Here is a 25,852-nt window from a genome sequence, read left to right on the forward strand (position 1 = left end):
ATACCAAGACGAATCATATGACAAAAATTGTTCATCTGATCAACCAATTACGCTGTCCACTCGTTCTTGCTCCTGGCGAAGTTCCATGTTCATATCAAACACTGTATGCGTAAATCTTTTGGATATCACTACTATCAGCGAAAAAAAGACGTGTGCTATTTGATGAAATTGTTTGGCCATACAACACAAGGGCAAACGTTGCGATACATTGGAATTGAAGCTGATGAAATTCGGAAAACGATGGAGGATTTTACACTATAAGAACTAGGGGAATGCTAACTGATTTGATGCCCACTGAAAGGAGGGATTATACGTGAAATACGTTGAATTTGAAGCCCTAAAAAATTACGGATCGTATGTTTCACCAGTTTTGGAATCTCTACGAAATGAATTTCAATGTCATTACTTAAGATTTGTTGTGTTTTCGTATTCCATAACTGTCCGATTGTATGAACGGTTTTTTGCACCAAAACTAAAGAGCCGCTTCTGAATAGATACAGGAGCGGTTCTTTGGATGTAGTTACTGGATTCATAGGATGGCTTTTTTCTATGAATCTTTCAACAATATAAGGCTTTTATAATTCCATGCATTATAATAATATCTTTCGGATTTCTTCTGTACTTAGACCTGTGAATTTCGCAATGTCTTCTAACGGCATACCATTCTTATGCATACCATGAATTAATTGAGTTTTGCCTTTTTCCATACCCTCTTGTTCATCAAGTAAAAGCTTTTCACGAGCTTCATATGCAAGTCGGAAAGAAGAATCATGACTCATAGTACCAAATAATTGTTTAAACGCAAAATCAATTCGTAAATTTACTAGCTTGTTGGACATGGATTCCCCTCTCCCTGTCGTTACTTTTCTTAGTATTATTGTACAAGATAAATCGATTTGTATGCAAATCCCTCTTCTGAAGTGTTATATTCGGTTTTAATTATTTTATCTTCTGTGTGTCCAGCATTTTCAGGTTGGTTATTTTTCGTATGCATCGGTAAAGTATATCTTAACTGATACCTGCCATTTCTAACATTTCGCGTATACATGGATTTGTGAAATCTTCCCTTTTACTCATTATATTTTTATTAGATTTCCGCGAAATAATCCAATTTTAAACAGCCCGTAAGTGAGTTATGTGGCGGGTAGTTCAAAAGATATTTGGTACATTACATAATTGCTTTTTAGAAAAAACTATTTACCATAATTTCCACCAAGGTTTCTTCTTTGTTGCGGCTGTCTCTAATAATATTTTCTTTTCTTCTTGTATCTCTCTTATCACACTCATAAACTGCTGATCGCGTCTCTCTAACTTTTCATCAATATATCGCTGTTGTACATCTAATTTATGTGTCAGTTTCTCTAGCAAATGGTTTTGCTGCTGAATCATTTCTTTCAGTTCATTATATCGCTCGTCATGTTGTTCGATTTCTATTATAACGGTTGTGTCGTCTTCTGATACATCTTTCTCTTTTATCCATATCATTACTGCGTTACAAGCCTGTTTTAATGTCATATCAAGATGTGATTTGATCTCAATTAACCGTCTCAGCGTGATAACATCTTGATCTAGGAATCCCCCTGTGGCCATGCTCATTCTTATGGAATGGATAGCCGGCTTCCTCTAGCATGCTACAGTACTTCCGTAAAGTTGACTCTCATCATCGCTACGTCCTTGCTAATATACACCAGCTGAGAGCTTCCTGTTTCATTGGCCATATCACCACCACCTCGCGTTATAGCATTCATGATGGTAGAAAGAGATTCCTTGTCTTCACCAAAACGCCCTATAAATAAAAATTAAAAAACCAACATAAACCCCTTCTTTTTAGATGGGAGAGAGCATCCGGCCATGCATAGAAGCGGTTAGATCCTTTTCCTGCCCAGACATAGTGAAAACAAAGAGAGAAAACGAGTGCAGGTCACCTTTTGTTATCCATAGCCGCGGCTTATATGTCGAAAAATCAAAATAGATTTATACAGTTATCTTAAGTAATATCATACATAGGTACAATCTAGTTTTGCTAGCATACCATTTATACGAATGGTCTATGTATTAAAATTATGTTTAATATATGAATTTTATTAGAAAAAGAGATCCGTTTAAAATAAACAGATCTCTTTTTCTATACTTGTTTAAGGTTAGGGTATAAACAATTTGGTATTAGCACACATGATGAAGCATGTTAGGAACTTCAAGATAAATTATAATAGATTTTCATACGTTTTTTCATGCAATATTGCATGAGGAAATTAAGAAATATGGTATAAAAGAAATGTATATTCTTAATTAGGTGAAACACATTTGGGTTATTCATCCACTTTTAGGGTGTATTTTAAATTAGATTTTTTTGAGATGTAATCGGAGGATAAAAGACATGATAAATCAAGCTGAATTGCTATGGAAACGTATAATTGAAAGAGGCTCAAGCCTTGAAGTAAACTTTCAAGAAACATTAAATCTCCAACCGGGTGCAAGAGATGAAGATTTTCAGCTAATTGAGGCTACACTGGGTATTACACTTCCTAAAGAAATGAAAAGTTTTTACAGGGTATATAACGGACAAAGTTGGGAACCAGGGGTTGAGTCTTTTGTAAGAAATCTGGTCCTTTCCCCTACTTCGCAAATTATAGACAATTGGACATTTCTACAAGATGAATTCGATCCAGATGATTTAGAATCGGATATTGAAAATGAACTTAAACCTGTTCTTTGGAATTCTAAGTGGATTCCAATTGCAGAAAATGGTGGTGGGGATTATCTTTGTATTGATACAGATCCATCAGAATCTGGAGTAGTAGGACAAGTGCTATATTTTTGGCATGATTGGGGAAAGCGTTCTATTGAGGCAAAGGATTTATTCGAATTCATAGAAATTTGTTTGAAAGAAGATAATAGAATTCAATAGAATGCAGTGTTCTAATGAAAATTAAAGTTATAAAAAAGGATGTGAATTACTTCGAATCAGTTGTATATCAATGAGATGTTTGTTTTTGTTCATAGAGTTTCTGGATTCTTTATTTATAGTATTTTGAATGTATACTTTTTTAGTCATTTTTGAGGAAAATGGGTAAAGTGCGATAAAATCAAGGAAATGAATGTAAACTAATATACTAAAGTTTACATTCGCTTTTGTTTGTAGGAAAAACAAAAAGAACTTGTAAGAAAATCACAAGTTCTTTTTGAAATAATGTAAACTGAAGGGCAAAACAAATTATCTTAACAGAAACACTAGGGATCACTATCTTGAAACTAATAGGACACCCTTATTGTATAACAGATATTAACATGTTTATAATTTATATTTTGAATATTATGTGAATTTTTATAATAAAAAAAAGAACCCTATTTATGAGGATTCTGCAACAGAGAATAACAAATATATAACAATAAAAAGAATTACTTATTATTATAGCTTATATATCTATAATATAATATTGAGAAATATTTACATAAATCTAGTATGTACTACTTAGCAATCGTTGAAATCTCTTGTTTATATACAAGTTACTGCTTACCATGAACCATCATAAGGACGGTGAATCTATCCATCGCGAGGTTCTGTCCAGGTATCCGTACCCCTTATAACAAAAACACTTCAAAAGGTATACCCTTTTTGTATGAATTATGAGAAATCCCAATTAATATTGTTTTAGCAATCCAATTATAAATTGTACATTTCTTATGTGTATACAATTAAACAAAAACCTATTATTATTACACCTACACATACTATGATACCAGTTGTATTTAATAAAAGGCTGACTATTATCAAAGCTATGGCTTTAAGTGCAAACACATTGCCCTTTTCTTTCCATTTTCTATAAAATACTATTATTAAATAGGCTAATGGAACCATGCCTCCTAGGATCATAATTCCTCCAATTAATTTTTCCATTTTCTCCCCCTTTATTTTATAGTCGGTTTCTCTCTCTTGTCATCGTACTGTACACAGCCGTTATAATCTATAACAAAAGGCAATTTTCATATTCGTATCCATCTAAAAATTTAACATTTAGTACACTAATTAAATAATCATGCATTTTTCAATTTTTATGCTGAAAACATAAAAAAGCACTCGTCGCCTATAATAGACAATCAAGCGCTTTAAGTTCATGAGTTTTCTAAGTTTATAAGTATCTGTAAGTTTTTTGTAATAACACTAAAACAAAAAAAGAGAGGTGATCACCTCTCTTCTTACTTTAACTTTCCTTCAAATATGATTTTCCGGCCACATGGCTCCACAATCATTTTCCCATCCTTTTTCACTTCATGAAAAATAGGCTCTTCCATACGACGAGAAGGGGCATACCCTTCCTTTTCCATGCGCTCTATACACTCTGTAATCGTTTCATTATGTAATACTTCGAATTTCTTCTTATTAGGTTGTTTCGTCATGCCCAAACCTACTTTCTATTTTTCTTGTTGCGGATTGACTTTTCATATACGTGATATAAAGAAGTGCAATAATTGCCATTATAATCATAACTGCTAGAAAAAAGCTTGTATACTGTATTTTCTCTATAAATACCCCGCCTAATACAGGTCCGATTATACTTCCTATGCTAAAGGCGATTCCCGATAATATATTCCCCGCAGGTAATAAGTGTCTCGGTAATAAATCTGCCATAAATCCAAGCCCTAATGAAAAGCATGAACCGATGACCATACCGGCTACTAACATACACGCAAACACAATCCAATAATATTGATCAAACACCGCCGCAAGTAAGAACACGATTGTACTTGCACTAAATGTCCATGTCAAAATACGATCTCTTCCTAAGCGATCACTTAATATACCAAGCGGAATTTGCGTGATGATTCCGCCTATTGCAAATGCTGGTAATAAAAAGGAAACGTCTGCAACAGACCAGCCTTTACGCATCGCATACACAGGTAAATTACTATTTAGCATTGCTTCTAATACACCATATGCTAAAGGTCCAATGAGTGCAATCCAAGCCATTCCTACTACTTGTTTATAACGAGAAAATGATGATTCATTTTCCTTTCGCATTTCATCTTGCTCTGGAAATGCATTTTGAGTTGGGAGTAATAGTAACCAACCTAATAAACAAAGAATAGTAGACACGATAAATGGCGTTGCAATGCCGTACTGAACCGTACTTGCCAAATATGGGCCGAGTGCAAACCCAATTCCAAAGAATGCTCCATAAATGGATACTTGTCTGCCAATTTTATTCGGGCTGGCCGTCGTTGTAATCCATGTCTGCGTTCCTACATGGAGCATATGATCCCCAACTCCCACGAAAAAGCGAAGCAGAAGCCATACCCAAAATGAAAATGTTTGTGTAAAGAAAAATAGCGAAACGACAACAATAAATCCTCCAACTACTATAATTGGCTTCATTCCAAATCGCTGCATCGGTTTTTCTAGCCAAGGCGAAATAAACAAAATCCCAATATATAATGCCGTTGCATGCATGCCATTAAAACTAGAACGAATTCCTTCTTGCTCAAAAATCATGGCAATTGCTGGTAAGAGCATTCCTTGAGATAATCCAGAAATTGCAACAATTCCGACCATAATCCAAAATGTATACCTTTTTGACATCCTCTTCCCTCTCCCTTTACATGCTCACCAATCTTCATTATAATCTTTTTTTCAACAATCATGCATGAAAAATAACATAAAAAGAAGTTAGAAGAATGGTCTTCTAACTTCTTTTTATGTGACCAATTTATTTATTTTCTAACCAAGCAAGAACGTGCTCCGTAAATACATCTAAACAATCAATAAAAGGTGAATGCCCACAATCATCTAAAATAACCAGTTTTGCATTTGGGAGATTCTTTGCTAATTCTTCTCCAACAACTTGTGGTACAACATAATCGCGATCTCCTTGTAAAACAAGCGTCGGTACTTGAATGCGATGAATATCACCATTTCCAGACACGATGCCATTATGTTCATCTGAAATATTAAATGTAACTAACGCATAGTTTACATCTACAAAATTACGCTGCGTGAGCATATCATCTAAATACTTTTCATAGCGCTCATTATCAGGTTTATTATGCGTATATATAAGCAAATTCCATACTGTTCGATAATACAACTTGTTCATATTTCTTATAGCATCTAATACAGGAGCAATCTGAACAGGATCCTGTGCAATTTCTTCTTTTGTTTTTAATAGTGTAGAAAGAATTGGCTGACCATTTATATCCTTTTTAAAAATAGGGTACCCTTTCATTCCTACTGATTCAACCAATATCAATTTTTCCACAAGCGCTGGATAAGAAGCTGTAAATTCCATTGCAACGCCCCCGCCCATGGACCAGCCCATCAATGAAAATTTCTTTAACTGTAATGCATCTACAACTAATTTCACATCACCTGCGAATTCTTGCAACGAGTCTATTGACTTATGATAGGTTGACTGACCGAATCCACGTAAATCAAGAGCATAAATATGATATTTCTTCTCTAATCTCTCAATGACTAAATCCCAGTGCTGTGAAGATGTCATATTCCCATGAATGAGTACAATTATTTCTGTATTTTGCTCTCCAACTTCTTGATATGCAATTGTTTCTCCATTTGATAACGAAACAAACTCCATTGTTGCAGGCTTAATCATCACACGTTCCCCCATTCAAATTTAGTAGAAAGAAAATTCAGAACCTACTTCTAGAATACCATGTAGAATGTATGTTCTCAATATAAAACCTATACAAAATTTTTACATAAGACAACATGTCTATCACTATATAAATCCATTTTGATTTTTCGACATATAAGCCGCGGCTATGGATAACAAAAGGTGACTTGCACTCGTTTTCTCTCTTTGTTTTCACTATGTCTGGGCAGGAAAAGAATCCTGACCGCTTCTATGCATAGCCGGATGCTCTCTCCCACCTAAAAAGAAGGGTTTTATGTCAGTTTTTTAATTTGTATTTATATAGTTTTTTCCATTCGTGAAATCAAATTACCTTTCATACTTCTATATATAAATCCATTTTGATTTTTCGGCATATAAGCCGCGGCTATGGATAACAAAAGGTGACCTGCACTCGTTTTCTCTCTTTGTTTTCACTTGGCATGGAGTAGGAAAAGGATCTGACCGCTTCTATGCATGGACGGATGCTCTCTCCCATCTAAAAAGAAGGGTTTTATGCCGGTTTTTTAATTTGTATTTATATAGACAATTATGTTAAAAAGATATATAGTTAGCTAGGTAACTAATTAGAAAGGATCAAATAAATGACCGAAAAACAGCATTTTTTCCACATTGTCAGCCAGACTTCTAGGAAATTCACCAAAAAGTTTAATGAACGCGTGTCACCAACAGGTTTATTCAGTGCACAATGGGCCGTTATTTTTCAGGTTCATCAAACTGGGCCATGTACACAAACTGAATTATGTCAATATTTAAATGTAGAATCTCCAACAATGACTCGTACGTTAACACGTATGGAAACAATGGGATGGATTATTCGAACAGAAGGAAAAGATCGCCGTGAAAAGCTGATTTCCTTATCACATACAGCGATGGAAATGATTCCAGTATGGCAAGAAGAAGTAGATGCATTTGAAGAAAAAACGTTGCAGAATGTAAGTGAAGAAGAACTACATCGTGCTTTTCAAGTGTTACAAACTGTTATTAAAAATCTAGATAATTAATTGGAGGGATGACGATGCAAAGTGAGAGACTTTGGACGAAGGACTTCCTTGGAACATGTTTTAGTAGTCTGTTTCTCTTTTTAACGTTTTACATGCTTATGACCACTTTACCAGTCTACGTAATTGAAGGTTTAAAGGGTAGACCCGAGGAAATAGGACTTGTTGCGACAGTCTTCCTTATTTCTTCCGTCTTATGCCGCCCGTTTACTGGAAAGTGGCTTGATGATTTAGGAAGAAAGAAAATTTTATTTATTTCTCTTTCCTTATTTTTAGCAGCAACCGTTATGTATTTTGGGGCACAGAGCTTATTTTTATTACTTGCTCTTCGCTTCCTTCACGGAATTGGTTTTGGAATGGCAACAACGGCTACTGGTACAATTGTTACAGATGTAACACCACCACATCGCCGCGGAGAAGCACTTGGATATTTCGGAGTGTTTATGAGCCTACCGATGGTAATCGGACCTTTTTTAGGTTTAACTATTATTTCTCGTTATTCATTTACTGTACTCTTTATCGTTTGTTCTATTTTTTCATTACTTGCATTTGTCTGTGGTCTATTTGTAAATATCCCACATGAGAAAAAGGCAAGTAAAAAACAAGGGGAACGAATGAAGTGGAAAGAATTAATTGAGCCTTCTACTATACCAATTGCTCTTACAGGCTTTGTACTTGCTTTTTCTTATAGTGGCATTCTATCCTTTATTCCTATTTATGCAAAAGAGATTGGCTTAGCAGATGTTGCAAGTTACTTCTTTATCGTATATGCACTAGTTGTTGTACTTTCTCGTCCATTTACAGGAAAGATATTTGATCGTTTCGGTGAAAATGTTCTTATTTATCCTTCTATCATTATTTTTACAATTGGTATGTTTGTTTTAAGTCAGGCCCAAACTTCATTTTGGTTCCTTGGTTCCGGGATGCTAATCGGCTTAGGGTATGGAACCCTTATTCCAAGTTTCCAAACAATTGCAGTTTCTGCCGCGCCAAATCATCGCCGCGGATCAGCAACAGCTACTTATTTTTCATTTTTTGATAGTGGTATCGGTATCGGTTCTTTCGTACTCGGTATTATCGCTGCTCAATCAAGCTATCATAATATGTATTTTATCGCAGCCATTATCGTGGCATTCACACTTGTAATCTATTACGGGTTACACGGTAGAAAGCAAAAATTCAAAAAGCATCATACGGATGGAAAATTATCAGCATAATGTCAATTAGGAAAGTAAACATCTCTGTTTACTTTCCTTTTTTTGTTTTTCTAAGAAAACGAGCGTATACTTATTTTAGAAATGATAAGGAGGTCCATGAATGAATGTAAGAAAATCTCCCCTTTTATTACTTATGCTTACACTTATATTTGTTATAACAGGGCTTGGTTTTGCATTTTTTAAGCAAAATAAAGTTCCACCTTCAAAACAATCGGTAACAAAAGCAAATTGGCTACAAGATCCATACTTACGGTGGTCGTATACGCATATGAAAGAACTTGCCTTAACAAAAGTAGTAAAAAAAGATACTCATCACGTTTCAACATTCCCTATTGCTCAGCAAAATTTAGATAATTTTTCTGTTGAACAGGAAAATGGGAATAATATTTCTTTAAAAGAACTATTAGATCAAAATAAAACAGATGCATTTGTTGTCGTGCAAAATGGAAAACTTGTCTATGAAAATTATTTAAATGGCTACAAACAAAACGAACCACATGGCATGGCTTCCTTAGCAAAAGTCTTTACAGGCGCAATCATTCAGTCTTTAACGGAAGAAAGTATCCTTGATAAAAATACAACAGCTGAAACATATGTGAAAGAATTACATAACACACCATTCGGTAAAGCAACGATTCAGCAGTTAATGGACATGCAAATTTCCGCTACATATCCTACCCATGGATATGTACAACGCGGGTTAGAAAATCAAGATGCACAGCTCTATTTAGCTAGTAATATCCTTCCTCGTGGTAAAAATTATGATGGCCCGATGAAAATTTATGACATGTTACTTGAAGCAACTGAAACAGCTCAGCCAGGTACTCAGTTTTCCTATAATAACGGCTCAGCTGAAACACTCGGATGGATTATTCGGACAGTAACTGGGAAATCATTAGCAGACAATGTGAGTGAACGAATTTGGGCAAAAATCGGTGCTGAAGAAAATGCCTATTATGTTGTCGATGAAACAGGAGTTGAACAAGCAAGTGCAGGTTTAAATGCAACAGCGAGAGATATGGCACGCTTTGGTCAAATGATATTAGACAATGGCTATTATAATGGAAAACAGATTCTCCCCTCTTCTATTGCAGAAGACATAAAAAGCGTACAACAAGATGAACTCTCTATTGGAGAAGGCTCATCCATTTCTTATCATAATCAGTGGTGCATTCCACATAATGAACACGGTGCTTTTGAAGTATTAGGAAGTTATGGGCAAAGGCTATATATTGATCCAAAAGCAAATATGGTCATTGTACATTTTTCATCAAATGCTGAACCTAGTGGTGACATTCATTCTACTTATTCAAATATGTATTTAAAAATCGCAAAACACCTGAAAAACCTTTCACATGAGTGAGAGGTTTTTTTTGTTTATACATCTGAATTTTCTGTCTTTGAAAGGTTATTCCTTAATGATATCGAATATTTTAATAAACAAAATTAAGGAGGTTGATAACTTTGTTTCGAACTTTTACAAATGGATGTGTCGCTCTTGTACAACGCTTTTTACCAGATCCCTTTATTTTATCCTGCTTTCTTACCATCTTTGTTATCTTCTTTGGTACTATCGCTACGCAGCAATCACCAGTTGCAATGATCGCTCATTGGGGAGATGGAATTTGGGGGCTTTTAGCCTTCTCCATGCAAATGGCACTCGTGCTTGTGACAGGTTCTGCTTTAGCCAATGCTCCCCTCGTTCGGAAAGGATTGGCTAAAGCTGCACAACTACCAAAAACAAGTGGACAAGGAATTATTGCTATTTCTCTCGTTAGCTTATTAGGTGCCTACATAAACTGGGGGTTTGGCATTATTGTTTCCGTCTTATATGCAAAAGAAGTCGCGAAACATATACAAGGGCTAGATTATCGACTTGCAATTGCTTCTTCCTATTCTGGCTTTCTTATATGGCACGCTGGCCTCTCTGCTTCGATTCCACTTACGCTGGCAACTGGCGGTGAAACATTAATAAAAACAACAGCTGGGAGTATTACGGAAGCAATTCCAATTACAGAGACTTTATTTTCTCCTTATGCAATTGTTCCTGTTATTATTTTCTTCATAACGATGCCTTTCATTAACAGAGCAATGCATCCTGATGCAAATCATACGATCACCGTTAATCCAAATGTTTTTCAAGAAGAAGCTGCAGCGCAAGAAGTTCATCATCATACATTTGCCGAGAAAATTGAAAACAGTATTTGGATTACAATTTGTATTGGACTGTTAGGTCTCATATATATTGTTCATTATTTTAGTACGAAAGGCTTTAATCTTACGCTCGATATTGTCATTTTTATGCTTTTAATTGCAGGACTTATTTTCCATCGTACTCCGATTCAATATATTCGTGCTTTTTCTGATTCTACAAAGAGTGCATCCGGAATTTTGTTACAATTCCCATTTTACGCAGGAATTATGGGCATGATGATTGGCGCAAATAGTGAAGGACTCTCACTTGGTGGCGCAATTTCTAATTTCTTCATTAGTATTTCTAATGAAACCACTTTCCCTCTATTTACATTTTTAAGTGCTGGAATTGTAAATATATTCGTACCTTCTGGTGGTGGACAGTGGGCGGTACAAGCTCCGATTATGATACCAGCTGGTGCCGAACTCGGCGTACCTGCTGCGAAAACAGCTATGGCAATTGCCTGGGGCGATGCTTGGACTAACTTAATTCAACCGTTTTGGGCATTACCCGCTTTAGCAATTGCTGGTTTAGGCGCACGTGATATTATGGGATTTTGCGTCATTAATTTACTTTATGCAGGCGCTGTGATTGGATTATGTTTTCTTTTTATATAACCCTCTGTTAATAAAGTGAAACTTTAATCAGTGGGGGTTTTCTTCATCCCACACTGATCATTAGTTGAACCAATCGGGCTTTTACGGGCAGTTTATCCCCCACCTAACTTCTTTGCTTCCTGCCGAAATTTGAGGTGGGGGTTTTACTGCCCGTTAATGCGGGATAAATCGTTCGAATACAAATATTGAAAAAAGCAGGCCTTGCAAGGCCTGCTTTTTGTCTTATCATTACCGTTATCCGTAGTAAAGAAATACGCACTCAACTGAAGTTCTTCCCCACTGTACCATGTATAAAAATAGTTCATTATCTTTCCAAATAATTTATGTTCATTTGCTACCTATAACACAAAGCCACCCTCTATTTTCATAAAATTGCACACTGTTATATCCAACTTTTTTTAATAAGTTCCCTAATTCTTCTTTGCTCTTATAATTCTTCATGTGATAATTTATTTTATAGACTTCAGCAACAATCATAAAGTGGCCATCTTGTTTTAACACTCTAAAAATCTCTTTTACATCATTCTCTAAATCCGTCCAAAAATAATGTGTTTGAAATGAAGTTATGACATCAAAAAAGTTATCTGGAAACGGAAGAGAAGACACGCTCGCCTTACTAATTGTGACTTTTCCTGTCTTTACGTCATCTCTATTAGTTCGTATAGAATTTTCTACTGCCTGTTCTGAATAATCTATACCGTATAATTTGCCGGATTTAATCATGTTGGACAGTGTGTGTATTGTTTTGCCACCGCCACATCCTATGTCCAGCGTTACCGCTTCTTCTCTTATGTTTATTTTTTCCAAAGTCCATTTTGTCATACCCGCATGAACCGTATTCATGATGCATAGCATTGATGATCCAACAAAGCCTTTAGGATTTTTGGCTTGCTCTATTAGTGTATCTAATAAATTCAACTCTAAATCACCCTTCATGAAACAGAATCATCTAATTACGTCTATTTCTCTGTATGTATTCACGTCAACAGCTCTTTCTCTATGCACGCCATTACATTCTCCCATTCTCTAGCTGAGAAATGTAACGCTTCATACGTAAATATATTCATACAGATATTTTCTATATATGACGGATTTCTCCGAAGAAAATCCCAATGTAATACTTTCGGGACGTAGTATACCTCATATTGTTCACTTTCTTGGATGAGCCCCTCCACTTCTCGTTCGCAAATTCCTCTTATTAAATAGTCGCATTTTAGTTCTCGCTGGACCTTCTGAAACGTTTCACTATGCTGTTTAATTTGTAGTAAACAAGAAATATAGGACTGAAACAAATCATCACTACGGTGACAGCATCTCATAATTTTATTTATTACATCGTTCATATGTTTTTTGCCATTTGCTGAATTTTTTCAAGCCACTTTTCTCGCTTTTTTAGTTCACTTTTTTGAACAGATTGAAAAACTGAACGTCTTATATGTCGTATCCCGCAAAAATGTAAAATCCCTTTTTTCATAACAACCCAGTCAGCCGAACGATACAGTAATGCAGCATACCATAGCGGAGAATCTAGCGTATTGATAACCCATGCTGATTTCCCTGTAAGCAACCCTTTTGGGATCAGTCCCTCATATTTATAAGCAAATCCAGTAACAAACACCCGATCAATAAATCCTTTCAAAATGGCTGGCATCCCCCACCACCATACTGGATAAATGAAAATAAATGAATCTGCTTCTTTAACTAACTTTCTATATTTCTCTGTCTCTTCTTCATACACTAAATCACGCCTTCTTTTTTCTTCATTAAAAATAAGGACTGGATTAAATTGCTCTTCATATAAATCAAGTGTTGTAACAGAATGATTCGTTTCCTGTAGTCCTTTTTGCACCTTCTCTAAAATAGCTGCGTTGAAACTAGATGGATTGGGATGTGCATATATGATTAATAGATTCATTACGAAGCAACACCTTTCCTTAAATTCCCTTTTGACTTTCATTCCTATCGCATGCTATTCTAATACTTGTCAACCGGCAAGCCCATTTGACAAAACAACTGACACCTACTCGGCGAAGGTGTCTCTTTTCGTTTCTAGCCGAAAAAAGTCCCTCTTTCAGGGCATATTCAACTTTTGACACTACACACTCAACACCATTCCCTTGTAAATAGGCTGCTCTTGCAGTCTTTTACACTACATACCTTTCTTTCAAACAGAATTTTCAAATAAATTATAACATAAAAAAAAGGAAGTCTAGCTCCCTTTTCTCGCTTTATAATACACACCTTTTTCTCCAAAGAGGTGCTCAGCTTCAGCTAAAGTAATCTTCCCATCCAGTTTCAGTTCATCTAGCAGCCGTGATAAATAAAATTGATGCAACATTTTTTTTGTGAATTTCCCCTCATGATGGGAAACGATATGTTCTTGAATATCTATAAGCGAAATCGGTTTATCCTGTTCAATCATGTATTCATACACTGCACTACGCAGTTTTATATACTTCTCAAGTGTCACAGTTATATTGCAACTCCTTTCTTCTCATTCTGTTCATCTCGTTTTCGGTTTTTTTTGCAATAAAAAAAACCTCTTCGATAAGAAGAAGCTACATATGTATATATCTTCATCTTATCTCCCAGAACAAATTTGTTCTGCTGGAATTAGCACCTGCATCGCGGTTGCTGGGTTTCATCGGGCCAGTCCCTCCACCTCTCTGGATAAGAAAATATTCACTTTATAGCCTACTATAATCCTTTTTATTTTAATTGTCAAATTATACAAAAATCATGCACTTAGACTTTTCAAAACAAGTTATATTTTCTTTCTTATCGCTCATACTACAAATGTATATACAAAAGGAGGTACGCAAAATGCAAAAAAATGCGCGTGGATATGTTCAAGATTCTTACCATTCTTTACATGAGGCAAAGCAATCTTTAGAAAACGCCTTACAAACAGTCGAAAAAAGCGATAATCGAAGACGAATTGAACAATCGCTACAAACTGTAGAAAGTGCACTAGAGCAATGTGACAGTACCGTAAATATGTTAGAACAAGAATGAATGCTCCCCGCCTTCTTCTTACAGGTGGTTTTTTTGATAAAAAAACACCCACATGGGTGTTTTTACATGGCATACTGAAATAGTATTGCCGTTGTGATTAGAAAATATACAGCATTCACAATTTCTAAAATACCTACTTTTAATATTGAAATTTTCTTCCCATACAATACAATCGCTCGAATTAGGCTTGGTATAAAAACTAACGAAAGCCATGGATTTACAATAAAGGACGCCGTGATTAAAAAGGTATGATAACCCCATGAAACATAGCGATAAGTCGGATTATGCTTTTCACGAATCATTGTTTTCACATAAAAAGTACTACCTAAAAAATAGAGAAAGGATACAATTGCAATACTCCAAGCTATTCCATCAATTGTTTTCATGGAGAAATAATAACTAATCATACCACCAATACAGAAAACAATAATTGCACAAATATCATTTACTAAAGCACGTTCTTTTTTTTGACGCGCATAATGCATATTCACAATAAATAACGGGATCATAACGACTGTAAATAAAAGAATCCGCCATTCATACATCAAAGCTATCATCCCGAAGACACATGCGATAACAAAATAAATGATTGCCCAGTGTAAATAATATTTTTTTCGCGTTTGCCTTATATACATTAAAAACGGATATGTTGCTAAGTAGATAAATAACCAAGCAATAAATAGTGGAATATGATAGAAAGTAGCTTTACCAAGTAAAACGCTTAGTAAAAACGGAATGAGCAGCATCCCCCAGGCACCATGCTGCTTTGGAACAACTGGCTTCATGAATATAACACCTCACCTATGAAAATATTTCCCATTTACTATTATATAAAATTTCCATGTTAAAATTTAAATATATTAAAACAATTTTTTGTCATTTTTACAGTAACGATTAATCAAACGTTCCATCTTTTAAAAAGAAATTTCACCCTGTATTCTCTTATGACTGAAATAAAGTGAGACTTTGATCAGTGGAAGATACTCCATCTCCCATCTATCTTCCTTGAATTCCTCATAATTTTGAGGTGGGCCCCTTACTACCCGCAAATAGAAATAAAAAATGCTCCTTACCTTTGGTAAGAAGCATTTAAGAGGCAAACGAATATGTAAGTCGCGACCCTACAGTATATAACTATGTTTTACGATACATACTTATGCTTTGTTTACTTGAGAAGTTCACGTGTTTCTCACCTTCTAAAATGCCATACATCTTTTTAGGTGGGAGAGAGCATCCGGCCATGCATAGAAGCGGTCAGATCCTTTTCCTGCCCCATAAGTTTCTCATTATAAGCGTATTCCGAAGTAAACCCGCTGTAAATCCCATCATCCACCATGAAAACATTTGCCACGGTATCCACGCGGTCCTTGTCCTAAAAATATATTAGACACAAGTGCTGCAGTAGCTCCAATGATAAAGCCTGTCTCACTTCCGAAAACAATAGCTGAAACAATAATTACAAACGAAGTTGGTTGTACACTTGGAATAATTGAAAATTGAAAACGGCTAACTGCTGCTATCGCTGCTAAAACAGCAACAATAACGATTTCACGTGAAACAAATGCTTTTTTTTCAAATTGAATATAGAATGGTAACATAATGACGATTAGCATAAATAAACTACACCAAATATAAAATTTATCCGTTTGACTACATCCAACAAGCAATCCGAATGAAAGGACAAATGAGATCAACCATTTCATCATACTCATATGTTTCTCACCTTGCTTAATAAAAATTAGGAGCAAATCATTGCTCCTAATTTTTATTAAGCTGCTTTTCGTCTCCATAAAACATATGCTGAAGCAATGCATAATACACCCATTCCTACTGGCATAGCAGCATCCCAACCTGACGCTCCTGTTTTAGGTAATTGACCATTTCCCGCAGTTTTTTCACGATTTACTGTTTTTTCTTTTACTACAACACGAGATGTTTCCTCTTTCGGTTGCTTTTGCTGCTTTTCTATAACTTTTACTTCATCTACTATCAGCTGCTTCGGTTCTACAACCGTTTTTGTTTCATTTTCAGTTGAAACGTTCGTCCAATCGTAAATGGAACCTTTCCCGTTTACATAGTCTTTATATTGTATAAGAGCTAATAGGGCTTGTTCAGTTGCCATACTACTACCTTCTTTTCCGCTTGACAACCATTTGAATTCACCATTTGCTAATTGATAGGATATTAAGTTTTGAACAGCATTATAATTATTTTTAATAAATGCATTGCTCGTCGGATTGATTCCTGCTGCAGCTAGACCAATAATAGCTTGCGAGACACTATTGGAATTTTCTTTACCGTCAGCTAAAAACCCACCTGTTTTTGTTTGTTTTTTTGATAAAAATTGTACTGCTTTTCCAATGGATTTCTTAACTTCTGGTTGCTGTTTATATGGCGCTAATGCCGATAAAACCATACCTGTTACATCAACATTACTAGCGTCCTTTTTACTGCTCTGAACATTGTAAGTCCAACCACCATCTGTATGTTGAGAAGCTAAAATTGCTTTTACTAATGTATCACGATTCCATTTTGCATCTACTGGTACTTCATATTTTTTTGTATCAAGTGCAATAAGACTAAGTGTATAACCTGTAATAGAATCTAATTTTTCAGATTGATAAAGTCTTTGAATTAAATTCTCCCCTGCAACATTCTTTGGGTTACCATTAACTGCTGTAACCGCTAAAATTGTTCGTGCTACATCGGTAGAATTGAATCGATTTATACGCTTTTCTACTTTTTGTGTTAAAGACTGTAAATAGCTTATTTTTACCTCTGTTGGTATACTTTGCTCTGAATGCCCAAGTGCAATTGCAATCCAATCACTATCCACTCCGTCTTTCAGCATCTTTTGAGAAGCTTTTTGAATTGCACGATCTACCTTTTTCATTAGTAATTCATTTTTTATTGATTCTTGTGGTTTTTGCTCATTTGGCTTTTGTCCATCTGGCTTTTGCTCATCTGGTTTTTGTCCATCTGACTTTTGTCCATCTGGCTTTTGCTCATCTGGCTTTTGTCCATCTGGCTTTTGCTCATCTGGTTTTTTCTCATCTGGTTTTTTCTTACAAGTTCCTATCTTATCAAGTACTTGTTGAAGTGTTTCCTGACTCATTTTGTTCCAGTCTACAACAAAACGAAATGCAACAACATCTCCAGCTTCTAATTTATAACTATCTGCTCCACCCATTGCCGCTTTATCATTTACATCATAAGTCCATCCACTTGTTTCCCCAGCCATTAAACCATCAATACTCTTTATATACATACCATATTTCGTATTTTCGGCTGTTACTTTGCCATTCATGACCTTTTGCAATAAACTATAGGCTGTTTCCCCATCTTTAATTGACACTTCTTTTGGACATAAAATGATTCCTTTTTGCGATTCCCCAATAATCGCAAGCGTTGCTGTTTTCCCTTCAGCAAACGCAATATGTACAGTATTTGCGAAAGAAACAAATACTAATGCAAACGTCATTAATGACGTTTGCAGCCACTTTTTCATCGTTGCCATCTCCATCCGTTCCTCCCTTTGCAAAAAACTTACATAAAAAAAGCCCTCTAAGGGCGTGCAAAAGTACTCTCCACTTGAAAGTGCAAAACAAAATGCACAACACCCCCTATCCTCGTAGGTAATGGTTGTATTTGCATAGGAAAGGTAACCTGACTTATGAATGATTTATCCCGCATTAACGGACAGTACGACCCCCACCCCAAGATTCTAAAAAATTCAAGGAAGATATGTGGAGGATAAAGAATCCCCCATTGATAAAAGTCTTACTTTATTGTTACATCATTCACTTACAGTGGCGGGACCGCATTGGATTTTCACCAATTTCCCCTCTTAAGTAATCAATAAATACTATACACCTATACAATTATTAACATTATGAATTTCTGTATTATTTTACTATTGACGTAGCTTTTTGTCTATGTTTTATCTGATTTATTTTCTAAGAATATTATAGAGTAAATGCTATATAAATCCATTTTGATTTTTCGACATATAGCCGCGGCTATGAATAACAAAAGGTGACCTGCACTCGTTTTCTCTCTTTGTTTTCACTATGTCTGGGCAGGAAAAGGATCTGACCGCTTCTATGCATGGCCGGATGCTCTCTCCCACCTAAAAAGAAGGGTTTTATCTCGGTTTTTTAATTTGTATTTATATAGTAATAGACTTTTATTGAATATATTTCACTCTTTCATATGAATTGGCTCATCACATACAATTACCCCGTCTTCATCGGCATACACATAGTGATCTGAAACCCAAGAAATTTCACCAAAGAACAAAGGTATTTTTCTTTCCCCTCTCCCTTCTTTCACACTTCTTTTCGGCATCGTCCCAATCGCTAAAATACCTATATCAATATTACGAAGCTCTGCACTATCACGAACACAACCATACACAATAATTCCCGCTAAATTCCGTTCCTTTGCAATGTTTGCTAAATTATCCCCAAGCAAAGCACAATTCGTAGAACCTTCACCATCCACCACTAATACTGTTCCCTCCGGTAAAGTTTGTAATGCTTGTTTCACTAACACGTTATCATCTTTCACTTTAACTGTTGCAATCTTCCCGTGAAACTGCTCTTTCTTTCCATAAGACTGAAAGATCGGACGGCATACTTGTACCTTATTTTCAAATGCATCACAAAGATCCGTTGTTCGCCACATCTTCTTTCCTCTTTTCTTTTTCGATATACGTTACGTATTCTTGTACTTTCGCCATTCCCCTGTCTTATTTTGCAAAATTTTATATACTATAAGAAGAATATATATAAGGAAGTGTAGCTTATGAGCAGTAAAACAAACTTTTATCGCCTATTAAATATAGCATAAAACCCCATATACTGAACAAACGGCTCAATTATATAAATCCATTTTGATTTTTCGACATATAAGCCGCGGCTATGGATAACAAAAGGTGACCTGCACTCGTTTTCTCTCTTTGTTTTCACTTGGCATGGGGCAGGAAAAGGATCTGACCGCTTCTATGCATGGCCGGATACTCTTTCCCACCTAAAAAGAAGGGTTTTATGTCGGTTTTTTAATTTGCATTTATCTATTCCATAGACGTGTTAGCAAGTTCGTTTGCAAACTTGTTAATTTCCGTACTTCTTCCTATATATAGGAGAAAACTCTTCGTATTTTTAAAATTTTCTTCATTAAGCTTCCTATTGTATATCTAGAGATACATGAGAGGGTATTTAGATAAAATCCGCCCTGCCGATTAGTCAGCAGGGCGGATTCTGATAAACTATTTTATTAAATCAGCAAAGTTTGCTTTCGTTGTCTGGATTAAGCTCTCAACCTTTAGTTCAATTTGCACACCAATTTTTCCCCCGCTGACTATAATTGTTTCTAATGATCGAGCGTTTGTATCTATAAAAGTTGGAAATAATTTTTTCATCCCCACTGGCGAGCATCCACCACGAACATATCCGGAGACTTTTGTAATATCCTTCACCGCAATCATTTCCACCTTCTTTTCACCAGCAGCCTTAGCAGCTGTCTTCAAATTGAGCTCAGTATCTACGGGAATAACAAACACATAATATGCTTTGCTAGCTCCTTGAGAAATAAGTGTTTTGTACACTTCCCTTGTCTCCCTTCCAATTTTTTTGGCAACAGAGATGCCGTCGATTTTTCCGTCCTCTGGACTATATGACATCATGGAATATTCTATTTTTTCTTTGTCTAATATACGCATTGCATTTGTTTTATCTTTTTTCATATTATCCTCCTATTAATGCTTCAACAAAAATTCATATCATTACATCTGGTACATTTATTTTTATTATACAACTTTGTCATTATATCCGAGTGAAATTTCCCCAATAAAATATCCTTTTTAAAATATCATATACCTCGTGTTTTTCTTGTTTTTAGAATTTTAGGATCATCTATATAAATCCATTTTGATTTTTCGACATATAGCCGCGGCTATGGATAACAAAAGGTGACCTGCACTCGGTTTCTCTCTTTGTTTTCACTTGGCATGGGGCAGGAAAAGGATCTGACCGCTTCTATGCATGGCCGGATGCTCCCTCCCACCTAAAAAGAAGGGTTTTATGTGGTTTTCTAATTTGTATTTATATAAATTGAATTGAATTAAGAACTATGAATATCAAATTTAAATTAATATACTTTCACTCAACAGAAGCAAACACAAAAAAGAAAACCCTGCAGATTAATTGCTAGCGGGATTTAGTACATATTGGGGTAGTGAATAACTTTCAATGGATTCCATATACATTTCTGCTAACCGTGATCCATCGATTAATTGAGCATTTAATTCTTTCACATTTAAATGAGACAAGCATATATTATCGTATAGGACCCCCACTCATAGAACCCACCGTAAAAAGAGCACTTTTATACAGTGCTCTTTTTCGGCATATAGAATTTAGATACCAAATAACGTTTTTGTTAACTACCTCTACTTTTATGTATTAAATTCATTTGTTTTGCAATGGACAATCTAATTTTTGTCCTATTTAGAATAAAATAATCCGTAATCTTCAATTTTGGAGAGATAAAATTTGAGACCATATTCAGGATATCACTATAGTACTATCCATTTATGTACTGATATGTGCGGCTATTGCTTTCCTCTCCCACCATCAGTAAAAGACGCTTGTCTTTCAGCTTGTATGAAAAAATGTTTTATGTAGCAATTTTATCAACACCCTCATATCTGGAGATAGTCCTATTAAAAAGTACAGAAACAAATTGTTACTGTACTTTTATTATTTTTTATCATCATTTATCCCAATTCATACTTATAATATACTTACTTTTTTCATACTGAGTAGACATAACATCACTTATCAGAAGTTGTTAAGTCCATTTTTTACAGATGGTCTCAATATTGTGTGTTATGTATTCAAGCACCTTCACCAATAAAGATATCCCTTATCCTCATTATTCCATATAGAGAGCAACACCCCTCTCTCCGTTAGAAGAGAGGGGTGTTGCTCGTTCTTAAAATCTTTTATTTTTGTTTGCTGTTTTTTCTAAGTAAGAAAAGCCCTGTAAAGGAAGCCCCAAATGTAATTACAATTGCAACAGCAAGGATTCCCCAGGACACAACATTGTTAGGAATTGACCTAGCAAAAGTCGATAAGAGTGCTCCTAAAGTTGCTAACCAGACTAAAGCTACCAGATTAGTCCAGCCTGTTTTTTTTGTCATGATTTATTCACCTCCCATTCTTTGATTATATCATTTGGAATAAGCGATTTATTTTATATTTTTGAATACAAAACGTAACAAAAACGAAAGTTTTATCTCTTCATAGTTGTCAATGAAAATTCAGTTCATTTTTTATTTTGGGGAACAATTAATTTCTTAAGTTGATGGGCATGTATAGTGACCCCTAGTATCTGAACTAGTGGATTTCAATTCATTATTTTTTCCATTCTGTAAGCTTAACATCCCATAGCAATGCATCTGTATCAATAAATTTAATACTAAGTTCATTTGCTTTATCCAACTCTATCTCAAAAGAACTTGTGGATGTAGATATGCTTTCTTCAGAGAATCGAATGGTTTGTACATCTTTTCCATCAATAGAAATAATTATCTTACCGGAATGTTTGCTAGCACCATCAGGGATACCGAGATATCCCGAAATTTTTGCATACTTACCTTTTAACAAGTATTTAAATTGCTGAGAATTTGTCCCTTTACTACTATACATATTTAATTTAGGTTCAATTTTTTTATGAGCCACTTCAAAGCTAGTGGAATTGTTAACTTTCGGTACATATCCAGTACTTTCTGTCAGTTGATTTAGCGCTATAACAGTTCCATTTTTTAGGGATTGTTGTTCCTTTTCTAATGATTTATTAATTTCACCTACAACTACAAGTACTCCTAATGTCAAGATAAATGCTGTTACACCTGTAATAATAAAGTTTTTCAAAGTATTATTAGAGCGAAATCCTATTTTATATGCACAAAATCCTATTGTAGCACCCATTGCATTCACAATTACATCATCAATGTCAAAGCCACCAAGAAAAGTAACCATTTGTAGGACTTCTAGTATAAGAATAGAAATACAGAATGAAGTAATAAATCTAATAAAGCTACAACGATATAACATAGGAATTAATACCCCAAAAGGTATGAATGCTGTTAAATTTCCAAAATTAAAAAACCATAGATTAAAATCTTCCCCATCTACCATATTTGGCAAGCCCAAAGGAATACTACTCGGAATTAACTGGAATTCATATTCATGGTTAATATATTTTAATCCCAATCTATCGAAACCAAGAAACATAAAGTAGAGGATCAGAACGGAATATATTCCTAATATTGCAAGGGTAATGTTACGATGTTTTCCTTTGATAATAAAACCTCCTATTACTAATAATTGTTCTTATTTATACTTTTGCAAATTCGTATATTTTAAATATAACAATAAAACCATGTCGGCGTAAGTAGTAATAATCGGTTCTGTTGCAAAAACCATTAAATTTCTTGTGAGTGAAGAAGCAGATTGGATTACAGGTCAGATTATTCATTCAAAAGGCGGATTTAAAAGATAAATTAAACAAAAAGGTTCTGGTTCTAGAGCCCTTTTGTTTTTAATTTTAAGGATATATCAATTGGTGTAAAGAAATTCACTTAAAGTAACGGGTACTAATATTTAACGACACGTACCAAAATGATTAATCTTTTTTATAAAATAAGTTGAAATTAGACCAAAGAAAGAGCATGTTTTAATTAATCTTTTTTCAAAATATGCTTTTTTTTGTCGTTTTTTTATCACGGTTAATAACATTAATTTGATCAAACTTTATTACAAAGTTATAACTTACTTACCCTATATAATTTTAGTTACCATAACCCCACTTATCGGTAGAAATTTTTTTATACAAAAAAAGACACTCGAATAGGTGTCTTTTCTAATTAATAACCATTTTAACAGAAACAGCTACATCCAATAATAATTAAAAGAATAAACAATACGATTAATAAAGCAAATCCGCCACCAAATCCGGCTTCAAAGCCCATATTTTTTCCTCCTTTTAAGAGGTAAAACTAATGAGTATACATGGTTTTCAACGGTTGCGTATCACATATTATGTTTTAATGTAAAATGTGAGCATGTTTTTATAAAAATAAAAAACTTGAACGCTAAAAAGATTGATAATTCAAACTTAATTTAGTATACTTTAAAAAAGCCTTAAGGAGTGATCTCTTATGTTTAGACGAAACACTTCTTTCCAACTTCATCATCATACATAAAGCCGTGTATTCCGAGGAATTTTTTCTTCGTGGGTACACGGCTATTCCTGTTAACCCACGAAGCCATTATAAAGCTATGTGGGTATTTTTATACCTGCATAGCTTTTTTTATTTTAAAAAGGAGTGATCATAATGAATGTACGCAATGTAAAAGGAACGAAAGATTATTTACCTGAAGAACAATTGTTGAGAAACCAGATTAAAAGAGTTTGCGAGGAAACATTTGAAGCATATGGCTGTAAACCGCTAGAAACACCTATTTTAACGTACTTCCCGAAAGAAGTCCCCCCTCTTCAAGCGCGTGACGGGCGATAGCCAAGCGATAAGGTGGGGATGAATTTCGGTTAGGCATCGCCTAACTGACTTGTAAGAATAACCAATTATGATTGTGGTGCATACATTCAATATCCGATATATTCACTTGTTTATAAGATTTAGCAGGATTTTGTATATAATGGCCGTCCAAATCTTGCACATACACCATCTTCCCTGTAAATCCTGTCACGAATCCTATTTGTCCAAACGCTTTCACCTTATCACCTAGATACACTGTGCCTACATACGGTGTATTTTTATTATTTCTTTTCGCTGTTCTATTTTTCGTTTTTCTTCCTTTTCTTGCAGTTGCTTCATGAAGAGAACGCTTTTTCTTTCTAAATTGTTTGATGCGAAACTCACCACTTTGCTGATATTCTTGTAATTGTTTCGGATTGGTAATCGCAATGGCATCATTATAATGTGTTTTTGATAATCTTAATTCTTTTCGCTTCGGTGTTGTGTAACTGCCATACGTGATCTCACAATCTAAACGCTTCATGATTTGAAGCCGCAAAATATTCATAAAGGCGGTCTCTTTATACTGTTTTGGTTCCTTAAAAACGTGTTTAATTTTTCCTTGATGGAATTTTTCATGGCAATCTTCATGTACTGTCACGAGGTTCTCTGCCATATCTGAACCACCCTTATGTCGCTCAATTAGATGGTGTGTGTGCAAAATGCCACCTTTTTTCTTACAGATTTGACATGTATAATGGTCCCTCGCAAACACATAGTATCTTGTATTCCAAAAGCCAAATGCGTCTCCTTGTTGGTACTCTTTCCCTTGTATATCAGGGTTCTTTAGTTTTTGGGCATCGAATTTGCCAACTTCTACAATGACTTTTAGTGAAGGTAGTAACGATTTGAATATTTCAATCCAATGAATGATGTTATCGGTTCGGCTTTGAATCGATGGTGGAAGCCAGCCATCTTTCTTTTTTCGATTGAGAAAGCGCGCTTTTCGGTAACGGGTTTTACGTTGTCTTCGGCTTCTACGTAATGTGGCTCTAAGAGTAAGGTTCTCTTTCACATCCTGACGTCATTCAATGGTTCCTTTCGCTAGTACTTTTTCCTCTGTTGTAATTGCGATCCCCACATATTTTGCACCGCTATCGACACCGATTGTAATAGGTTGTACTGTTTCACCAGTCGCATATTGCAATTGAATGGTAAACGGTGTGTAACCTATAATCTTAGCTTTTCCTTGTTTGAGAAGAAGCCGCGCCTTACGAGTACTGCAAGGCATGAGCGGTTCTCCACGTAAATTCTTGACAAATACACGCATGTTTTGTCCCTCCTAAGAGTTTGTTTCCCTTCGCCAATGTTTGTAGGTGTTAGCAACTTCTTATGAAAGAAGGCTTGTGGTTGACCGTTCCTTCCCAACCAGAACTGTTACAGCGCCACCATAGAGCCAAGAACTAGGGAATTATTCTTGGGTATGCAACCTACGAACGTAGTCTACAAAAGGCTGAGGCTAGACAACCAGGGCTTTTTACAAGCCCCCACTTCAAAACGCGTTAGCGTTTAAGTGGTGGGTAGTTGACATATGTATGAACTGATGTCTTATAAATA

General features: G+C 35.2%; 23 protein-coding genes, 7 pseudogenes and 2 riboswitches. Of the genes and pseudogenes, 8 read left to right on the plus strand and 22 right to left on the minus strand.

The genetic code is table 11. The annotated features are described in order from the left end of the window. Window positions 1–359 precede the first annotated feature (359 nt). From QRE67_RS28915 to QRE67_RS14790, 3 genes and pseudogenes are all read right to left on the minus strand, one after another. Window positions 360–452 (minus strand): annotated as a pseudogene (locus QRE67_RS28915) (Rpn family recombination-promoting nuclease/putative transposase); the annotation flags it as partial. A gap of 138 nt (window positions 453–590) precedes the next feature. After that, window positions 591–839, minus strand: coding sequence for a hypothetical protein (locus tag QRE67_RS14785; RefSeq protein WP_502873985.1), 249 nt, complete (start codon window positions 837–839; stop codon window positions 591–593). Window positions 840–1,197: 358 nt separating this feature from the next. After that, window positions 1,198–1,590: a DUF3967 domain-containing protein gene (locus QRE67_RS14790; protein WP_286120925.1), complete on the minus strand. Its 393-nt coding sequence runs from the start codon at window positions 1,588–1,590 to the stop codon at window positions 1,198–1,200. 787 nt (window positions 1,591–2,377) lie between these two features. On the opposite strand from QRE67_RS14790, the gene QRE67_RS14795 reads away from it, so the two are divergent. Then, window positions 2,378–2,908 (plus strand): SMI1/KNR4 family protein, encoded by a 531-nt coding sequence (locus QRE67_RS14795; protein ID WP_286120926.1) that lies wholly within the window; start codon window positions 2,378–2,380, stop codon window positions 2,906–2,908. A gap of 599 nt (window positions 2,909–3,507) precedes the next feature. On the opposite strand, the pseudogene QRE67_RS14800 reads toward QRE67_RS14795, so the two are convergent. From QRE67_RS14800 to phaZ, 5 genes and pseudogenes are all read right to left on the minus strand, one after another. Then, window positions 3,508–3,582: pseudogene (locus tag QRE67_RS14800) on the minus strand (LSm family protein); the annotation flags it as partial. Window positions 3,583–3,682: 100 nt separating this feature from the next. Next, window positions 3,683–3,898 (minus strand): hypothetical protein, encoded by a 216-nt coding sequence (locus QRE67_RS14805; RefSeq protein ID WP_286120927.1) that lies wholly within the window; start codon window positions 3,896–3,898, stop codon window positions 3,683–3,685. Between the two features lie 299 nt (window positions 3,899–4,197). Then, window positions 4,198–4,398, minus strand: a complete 201-nt coding sequence (locus tag QRE67_RS14810) for an NETI motif-containing protein (protein WP_286120928.1) — start codon at window positions 4,396–4,398, stop codon at window positions 4,198–4,200. Beyond that, the gene (locus QRE67_RS14815) at window positions 4,382–5,578 is read right to left on the minus strand and encodes an MFS transporter (protein ID WP_286120930.1); all 1,197 of its coding nucleotides are present in this window, start codon (window positions 5,576–5,578) and stop codon (window positions 4,382–4,384) included. The genes QRE67_RS14810 and QRE67_RS14815 overlap by 17 nt, the downstream gene beginning before the upstream one ends. 127 nt (window positions 5,579–5,705) lie before the next feature. Then, on the minus strand, window positions 5,706–6,608 hold the full coding sequence (gene phaZ, locus QRE67_RS14820; protein ID WP_286120931.1) for an intracellular short-chain-length polyhydroxyalkanoate depolymerase: 903 nt from the start codon (window positions 6,606–6,608) through the stop codon (window positions 5,706–5,708). Between the two features lie 623 nt (window positions 6,609–7,231). On the opposite strand from phaZ, the gene QRE67_RS14825 reads away from it, so the two are divergent. The 4 genes from QRE67_RS14825 to QRE67_RS14840 all read left to right on the plus strand — a co-directional run bounded on the left by QRE67_RS14825 (window position 7,232) and on the right by QRE67_RS14840 (window position 11,676). Continuing rightward, complete coding sequence (locus tag QRE67_RS14825; protein WP_286120932.1) at window positions 7,232–7,651, plus strand: MarR family winged helix-turn-helix transcriptional regulator; 420 nt, start codon at window positions 7,232–7,234, stop codon at window positions 7,649–7,651. 14 nt (window positions 7,652–7,665) lie between these two features. Then, window positions 7,666–8,865 (plus strand): MFS transporter, encoded by a 1,200-nt coding sequence (locus QRE67_RS14830; protein ID WP_286120933.1) that lies wholly within the window; start codon window positions 7,666–7,668, stop codon window positions 8,863–8,865. Window positions 8,866–8,965: 100 nt separating this feature from the next. Then, entirely contained in the window at window positions 8,966–10,228 is a 1,263-nt protein-coding gene (locus QRE67_RS14835; protein ID WP_286120934.1) for a serine hydrolase domain-containing protein, read from the plus strand. Between the two features lie 101 nt (window positions 10,229–10,329). Continuing rightward, complete coding sequence (locus QRE67_RS14840; RefSeq protein ID WP_286120935.1) at window positions 10,330–11,676, plus strand: short-chain fatty acid transporter; 1,347 nt, start codon at window positions 10,330–10,332, stop codon at window positions 11,674–11,676. A gap of 327 nt (window positions 11,677–12,003) precedes the next feature. On the opposite strand, the gene QRE67_RS14845 is transcribed toward QRE67_RS14840, so the two are convergent. The 4 genes from QRE67_RS14845 to QRE67_RS14860 form a co-directional block, all read right to left on the minus strand. Further along, on the minus strand, window positions 12,004–12,612 hold the full coding sequence (locus QRE67_RS14845; protein WP_483298682.1) for a class I SAM-dependent methyltransferase: 609 nt from the start codon (window positions 12,610–12,612) through the stop codon (window positions 12,004–12,006). Window positions 12,613–12,653: 41 nt separating this feature from the next. Then, window positions 12,654–13,019, minus strand: a complete 366-nt coding sequence (locus QRE67_RS14850; protein WP_286120938.1) for a hypothetical protein — start codon at window positions 13,017–13,019, stop codon at window positions 12,654–12,656. Then, the gene (locus tag QRE67_RS14855) at window positions 13,016–13,591 is read right to left on the minus strand and encodes an NAD(P)H-dependent oxidoreductase (RefSeq protein ID WP_286120939.1); all 576 of its coding nucleotides are present in this window, start codon (window positions 13,589–13,591) and stop codon (window positions 13,016–13,018) included. The genes QRE67_RS14850 and QRE67_RS14855 overlap by 4 nt, the downstream gene beginning before the upstream one ends. 294 nt (window positions 13,592–13,885) lie before the next feature. Continuing rightward, window positions 13,886–14,146 (minus strand): hypothetical protein, encoded by a 261-nt coding sequence (locus QRE67_RS14860; protein WP_286120940.1) that lies wholly within the window; start codon window positions 14,144–14,146, stop codon window positions 13,886–13,888. 108 nt (window positions 14,147–14,254) lie between these two features. Continuing rightward, a riboswitch (SAM riboswitch) is annotated at window positions 14,255–14,353 on the minus strand. 146 nt (window positions 14,354–14,499) lie between these two features. On the opposite strand from QRE67_RS14860, the gene QRE67_RS14865 reads away from it, so the two are divergent. Continuing rightward, the gene (locus tag QRE67_RS14865) at window positions 14,500–14,691 is read left to right on the plus strand and encodes a hypothetical protein (RefSeq protein ID WP_286120941.1); all 192 of its coding nucleotides are present in this window, start codon (window positions 14,500–14,502) and stop codon (window positions 14,689–14,691) included. A gap of 62 nt (window positions 14,692–14,753) precedes the next feature. Here QRE67_RS14865 and QRE67_RS14870 read toward each other — a convergent pair whose 3' ends face one another. From QRE67_RS14870 to QRE67_RS14900, 8 genes and pseudogenes are all read right to left on the minus strand, one after another. Beyond that, complete coding sequence (locus QRE67_RS14870) at window positions 14,754–15,476, minus strand: YwiC-like family protein (protein ID WP_286120943.1); 723 nt, start codon at window positions 15,474–15,476, stop codon at window positions 14,754–14,756. A 481-nt stretch (window positions 15,477–15,957) separates the two neighbouring features. Next, window positions 15,958–16,304, minus strand: a pseudogene (locus tag QRE67_RS14875) (ECF transporter S component); the annotation flags it as partial. Between the two features lie 155 nt (window positions 16,305–16,459). Beyond that, window positions 16,460–18,208: a DUF4430 domain-containing protein gene (locus tag QRE67_RS14880; protein ID WP_286120945.1), complete on the minus strand. Its 1,749-nt coding sequence runs from the start codon at window positions 18,206–18,208 to the stop codon at window positions 16,460–16,462. 121 nt (window positions 18,209–18,329) lie between these two features. Next, window positions 18,330–18,583, minus strand: a riboswitch (cobalamin riboswitch). A 308-nt stretch (window positions 18,584–18,891) separates the two neighbouring features. Beyond that, window positions 18,892–19,377 (minus strand): ribonuclease E activity regulator RraA, encoded by a 486-nt coding sequence (gene rraA / locus QRE67_RS14885; protein ID WP_286120946.1) that lies wholly within the window; start codon window positions 19,375–19,377, stop codon window positions 18,892–18,894. A gap of 583 nt (window positions 19,378–19,960) precedes the next feature. After that, window positions 19,961–20,437 (minus strand): Cys-tRNA(Pro) deacylase, encoded by a 477-nt coding sequence (gene ybaK, locus QRE67_RS14890; protein WP_286120947.1) that lies wholly within the window; start codon window positions 20,435–20,437, stop codon window positions 19,961–19,963. A gap of 456 nt (window positions 20,438–20,893) precedes the next feature. Then, a pseudogene (locus QRE67_RS28690) lies at window positions 20,894–21,004 on the minus strand (restriction endonuclease); the annotation flags it as partial. A gap of 693 nt (window positions 21,005–21,697) precedes the next feature. Next, entirely contained in the window at window positions 21,698–21,895 is a 198-nt protein-coding gene (locus QRE67_RS14895) for a hypothetical protein (protein WP_286120948.1), read from the minus strand. 214 nt (window positions 21,896–22,109) lie between these two features. Continuing rightward, window positions 22,110–23,006 carry a VanZ family protein gene (locus QRE67_RS14900; RefSeq protein ID WP_286125293.1) on the minus strand — a complete coding sequence of 299 codons (897 nt, stop codon included), beginning with the start codon at window positions 23,004–23,006 and terminating at the stop codon, window positions 22,110–22,112. A gap of 166 nt (window positions 23,007–23,172) precedes the next feature. Here QRE67_RS14900 and QRE67_RS14905 point away from each other — a divergent pair. Further along, window positions 23,173–23,259 (plus strand): annotated as a pseudogene (locus tag QRE67_RS14905) (SDR family oxidoreductase); the annotation flags it as partial. Window positions 23,260–23,635: 376 nt separating this feature from the next. On the opposite strand, the gene QRE67_RS14910 reads toward QRE67_RS14905, so the two are convergent. Beyond that, a complete protein-coding gene (locus QRE67_RS14910; RefSeq protein WP_286120949.1) occupies window positions 23,636–23,728 on the minus strand; it encodes a YjcZ family sporulation protein in 93 nt (30 codons plus the stop codon). 366 nt (window positions 23,729–24,094) lie between these two features. Between QRE67_RS14910 and QRE67_RS14915 the strand changes: the two are divergent. Then, window positions 24,095–24,235 (plus strand): annotated as a pseudogene (locus tag QRE67_RS14915) (histidine--tRNA ligase); the annotation flags it as partial. An 82-nt stretch (window positions 24,236–24,317) separates the two neighbouring features. Here QRE67_RS14915 and iscB read toward each other — a convergent pair. After that, window positions 24,318–25,565, minus strand: a pseudogene (iscB, locus tag QRE67_RS14920) (RNA-guided endonuclease IscB). Window positions 25,566–25,852: the final 287 nt, after the last annotated feature.

Origin of the sequence: Bacillus sp. DX3.1 (genome assembly GCF_030292155.1) — a bacterium.
Classification (GTDB): domain Bacteria; phylum Bacillota; class Bacilli; order Bacillales; family Bacillaceae_G; genus Bacillus_A.